General features: G+C 39.4%; 7 protein-coding genes. All 7 read left to right on the top strand.

The features are described 5' to 3' along the window. Window positions 1-782 (top strand): Rpn family recombination-promoting nuclease/putative transposase (locus AB5642_RS19975; RefSeq protein WP_243271434.1); only part of this gene is annotated, 782 nt, incomplete at its 5' end. A 92-nt stretch (window positions 783-874) separates the two neighbouring features. Next, window positions 875-1,378 (top strand): pyridoxamine 5'-phosphate oxidase family protein, encoded by a 504-nt coding sequence (locus AB5642_RS19970; protein WP_148463763.1) that lies wholly within the window; start codon window positions 875-877, stop codon window positions 1,376-1,378. Window positions 1,379-1,404: 26 nt separating this feature from the next. Further along, window positions 1,405-1,614, top strand: coding sequence for a DUF6219 family protein (locus tag AB5642_RS19965; RefSeq protein WP_148463764.1), 210 nt, complete (start codon window positions 1,405-1,407; stop codon window positions 1,612-1,614). Window positions 1,615-1,617: 3 nt separating this feature from the next. After that, window positions 1,618-2,073, top strand: a complete 456-nt coding sequence (locus tag AB5642_RS19960) for a peroxiredoxin (RefSeq protein WP_148463765.1) — start codon at window positions 1,618-1,620, stop codon at window positions 2,071-2,073. Beyond that, complete coding sequence (gene yaaA / locus AB5642_RS19955; RefSeq protein WP_148463766.1) at window positions 2,073-2,825, top strand: peroxide stress protein YaaA; 753 nt, start codon at window positions 2,073-2,075, stop codon at window positions 2,823-2,825. Before AB5642_RS19960 ends, yaaA begins: the two co-directional genes overlap by 1 nt. 173 nt (window positions 2,826-2,998) lie before the next feature. Next, the gene (ahpC, locus tag AB5642_RS19950; RefSeq protein ID WP_148463767.1) at window positions 2,999-3,562 is read left to right on the top strand and encodes an alkyl hydroperoxide reductase subunit C; all 564 of its coding nucleotides are present in this window, start codon (window positions 2,999-3,001) and stop codon (window positions 3,560-3,562) included. Then, window positions 3,562-3,963 (top strand): NAD(P)/FAD-dependent oxidoreductase (locus tag AB5642_RS19945; protein ID WP_368371930.1); only part of this gene is annotated, 402 nt, incomplete at its 3' end. The genes ahpC and AB5642_RS19945, both read left to right, overlap by 1 nt.

Genomic DNA, 3,963 nt, shown 5'->3' with positions numbered 1-3,963 from the left:
TTATTAAGAATTTTACACTCATGAGTGATATATTTATGCGAAACGTGTTCAAGAAAAGAGAATGTCTGGAATATGTTCTGCAGGTCATTATGGAGAAACAGGATTTATACGTGATTGATCAGGTAATCCAAAAAGATTATAAAAATTTGCAAGGGCGATCTGCAGTAATGGACTGCGTTGCCAGGGATTCTGCCGGCAAACAATTTGATGTGGAAATCCAGCAGGATAATGAAGGAGCTTCCCCAAAAAGAGCCCGGTACCATAGTGGACTGATGGATATGAATACCTTAAATCCCGGACAGGATTTTGAGGAACTGCCGGAAAGCTATGTGATTTTTATTACCAGGGACGATATTCTTGGATATGGACTTCCCATTTACCACATTGACCGGCAAATCAAAGAATTAAATGAAGCTTTTCAAGATGAAGCACATATCATATATGTAAATTCCAGGAAACAGGATGATACAGAACTTGGAAAGCTAATGCATGATTTACACTGTAAAAAGGCAGATGAGATGCACAGTCCGATTCTTGCAAAACGAGTATATGAATTGAAGGAGACACAGAAAGGGGTTGAACTTATGTGCCATGAAATGGAGAAAATCTATAGTGAGGGAATGGAAAGCGGAGAGAAACGTGGTGAACTCAAAAAAGCAAAAGAAACAGCCCTTTCCATGGCAGAAGAGGGCATGGACGTAAAGATGATTGCTCGTTTGGTTAAGGTAAGTGAAAAAGATGTCCAGAAATGGATTGATGAAACTTTGTGTGTAACAAAATAACTGAAATCATTATAAATGGGGCTGTCGGGACAGCCCCATTATCAATATTAATAAAGAATACTATTAAAAGTGTTATGTCTGGAGGCGGTTTTGTGACACATGATCAATTTAAGAAAGCAGCAGATTATTGGAAGAATAAAAAACAGAATGCTATGCCGGAAGAAAAGCTGAAAAAGACAGTATTGGAATATATCAATTCCAACAATACTTGTGCACTTGCGACTGGAACTGGGGATTATGTAAGATGTACCCCAATTGAGTATAGCTACCATGATGGGAAGTTTTGGATGTTTTCAGAAGGTGGCGAAAAGTTTATTGGTCTTGAGAAAAATGAAAATGTATGTCTGGCCATTTATGATAAGTATGATGGAGCGGACAATTTGAAAAGCATACAGGTAATAGGAAAGGCAGATCTTGTGGAACCTTTTTCCGATACATATAATAAACATGCAAAGATTAAGAAGCTTCCAGTAGAAACATTAAAGAAACTGGCTTCGCCAATGAACCTTATCTGTGTAACACCAGTTAAAATGGAAGTACTTTTTTCTGAATTTAAGAAAAATGGATACAGCAGCAGGCAGACAATAAAATTTTAATACATTATATTTTATGGGGGTATTGTATGAAAGCACATAAATATTGGTCTATCGGAGCACTTATTACAATAATCGGAGCTTTTTATACCGGTTACAAAGGTTTAAAATCAAGCCATAAATATTTCGCATTAAGCTCTCTGCTTTGTATGATAATGTCTATCTATACAGGACATAAAATGATTTCTGGCAGTAAAAAAACAAGAAAGAAAGCGGAAGCTACAGAAACGGAGGATTAAAAAATGTTGGAAACAGGAACAAAAGCCCCTGATTTTGAGTTGCCGGATCAGAATGGAAACATGCATAAGTTAAGCGATTATGCCGGAAAGAAAGTGATTTTATATTTTTACCCGAAAGATAATACAGCTGGCTGTACGAAACAGGCATGTGGATTTTCAGAAAGGTATCCTTTGTTTACAGAAAAAGGAGCTGTTATCCTTGGTGTTAGTAAGGATTCTGTAGCTTCCCATAAGAGATTTGAAGAAAAATACGGACTGGCATTTACTTTATTGGCAGATCCGGAGCGTAAAGTGATTGAAGCATATGACGTCTGGAAAGAAAAGAAGAATTATGGAAAAGTTTCTATGGGAGTAGTCCGGACAACATATCTGATTGATGAGAATGAAATTATCATAAAGGCAAATGATAAAGTGAAAGCGGCAGATGATCCTGAAAATATGCTGAAGGAATTGACGTGATGAAGATTATATTATCACCAGCAAAAAAGATGGTTACAGATACGGACAGCATAGCACCAGTGGGAATGCCGAATTTTCTTGATAAGACAACTGAGATACTAAGTTGGATGAAGGGTCTGGAAAAAGATAAACTGAAGGCAATCTGGAAATGCAATGACAAGATTGCCAGGCAGAACTTTGAAAGATTAGAAAATATGGATCTTTATCACATGCTTACTCCTGCTATTTTGTCCTATGAGGGAATTGCATTCCAGTATATGGCACCAGCAGTGTTTGAATACGGACAATTTGAGTATATCCAAAAGCATCTTAGAATCTTATCCGCATTTTATGGAAGCCTAAAGCCACTGGACGGTGTGAGACCATATCGTCTGGAAATGCAGGCAAAGGTTACAATAGGAAATACCCGGAATTTGTATGACTATTGGGGAGACATGCTGTATAAGTCCATCATTGATGACAGCCAGATCATTATTAATCTGGCATCAAAGGAATATTCGAAATGCATAGAAAAATATCTGTCACCGAAAGATACGTATATAACGATTACATTTTGTGAATTATCCGGAGAAAAGCTAGTAACAAAAGGTACTTATGCAAAAATGGCCCGTGGTGAAATGGTCAGATTTATGGCAGAAAGAGGGATTGAAAATCCAGCTGATATACAAAAATTTAACAGACTGGGCTATAGGTTTAGAGAAGATTTGTCGTCAGAGAAGGAATATATTTTTGAACGGTTGTCTGCACTGTAGTGTGGTATTGCTAAATTGTAATTATTCTTGTTGAGAATGATATTCACTTACGTAAAATTCATTGACATCACCAGAAAGAAATGATATATTGCAGACAAGGTTAGTTTTGCCTAACTTGCATTAATACCTGCATTCCAGGGAATGCTTATTACAAAAAAAGGAGGAATTTTAAAATGTCAATGATCAATAAAGAAGTAAGTGATTTTTCTGTTCAGGCTTATCAGAATGGGGAGTTTAAAACCGTGACCAAGGCCGATATTCTGGGAAAATGGAGCGTATTTTTCTTCTATCCGGCCGACTTTACCTTTGTATGCCCTACCGAGCTGGAGGATCTGCAGAATAAATATTCTGATTTCCAGGCTGCTGGCTGCGAAATCTACTCTGTTTCTACAGACTCCCATTTTGTCCACAAAGCATGGCATGATTCCTCTGAAAGAATCGGTAAGATCACTTATCCAATGCTGGCAGATCCTACCCACGCACTCTGCAAGGATTTTGAAGTGCTGATCGAATCTGACGGAATGGCAGAAAGAGGAAGCTTCATTGTAAACCCGGAAGGCAAGATCGTGGTTTATGAAGTAAATGCCGGCAATGTAGGACGCAATGCAGATGAACTTTTCCGCCGTCTCCAGGCAAGCCAGTTTGTAGCAGAACACGGAGACCAGGTGTGCCCGGCAAAATGGCAGCCAGGAGCCGAAACTCTGAAGCCAAGTCTTGATCTGGTAGGTATGCTTTAATGTCGAACGAAAATTTCTATGATGTAGTTGTGATCGGAGGAGGTCCTGCCGGTCTGACAGCTGCCTTATATCTGGCTCGCGCCTGCTACCGTGTTCTGGTAATTGAGAAGGAAAAATTCGGCGGCCAGATTACCATTACCGATGAAGTGGTAAACTATCCAGGCGTCATGAAAACCAGTGGGAAAGAACTGACCCAGGCCATGCAGAAACAGGCGGAACATTTCGGAGCAGAGTTTTTGCTTGGGGATGTTGTCAGCCTAAAAAAAGCAGAAGAAGCATCCGGCGCAGAAATCTGGGAAACAACCACCGATAAAGGTTCCTACAAAAGCTTTGGAATCCTGCTCGCAACAGGAGCCCATCCAAGAATGATCGGTTTTCCAGGTGAGGCCAAGTTTCGCGGT

The sequence above is a fragment of the Ruminococcus sp. 1001136sp1_2201st1_G3_2201SCRN_220225 genome (assembly GCF_040924365.1).
In the GTDB taxonomy this organism is placed as follows: Bacteria; Bacillota; Clostridia; order Lachnospirales; family Lachnospiraceae; genus Blautia_A; species Blautia_A faecis.
This window is presented reverse-complemented; position numbering and strand designations above follow the sequence as displayed.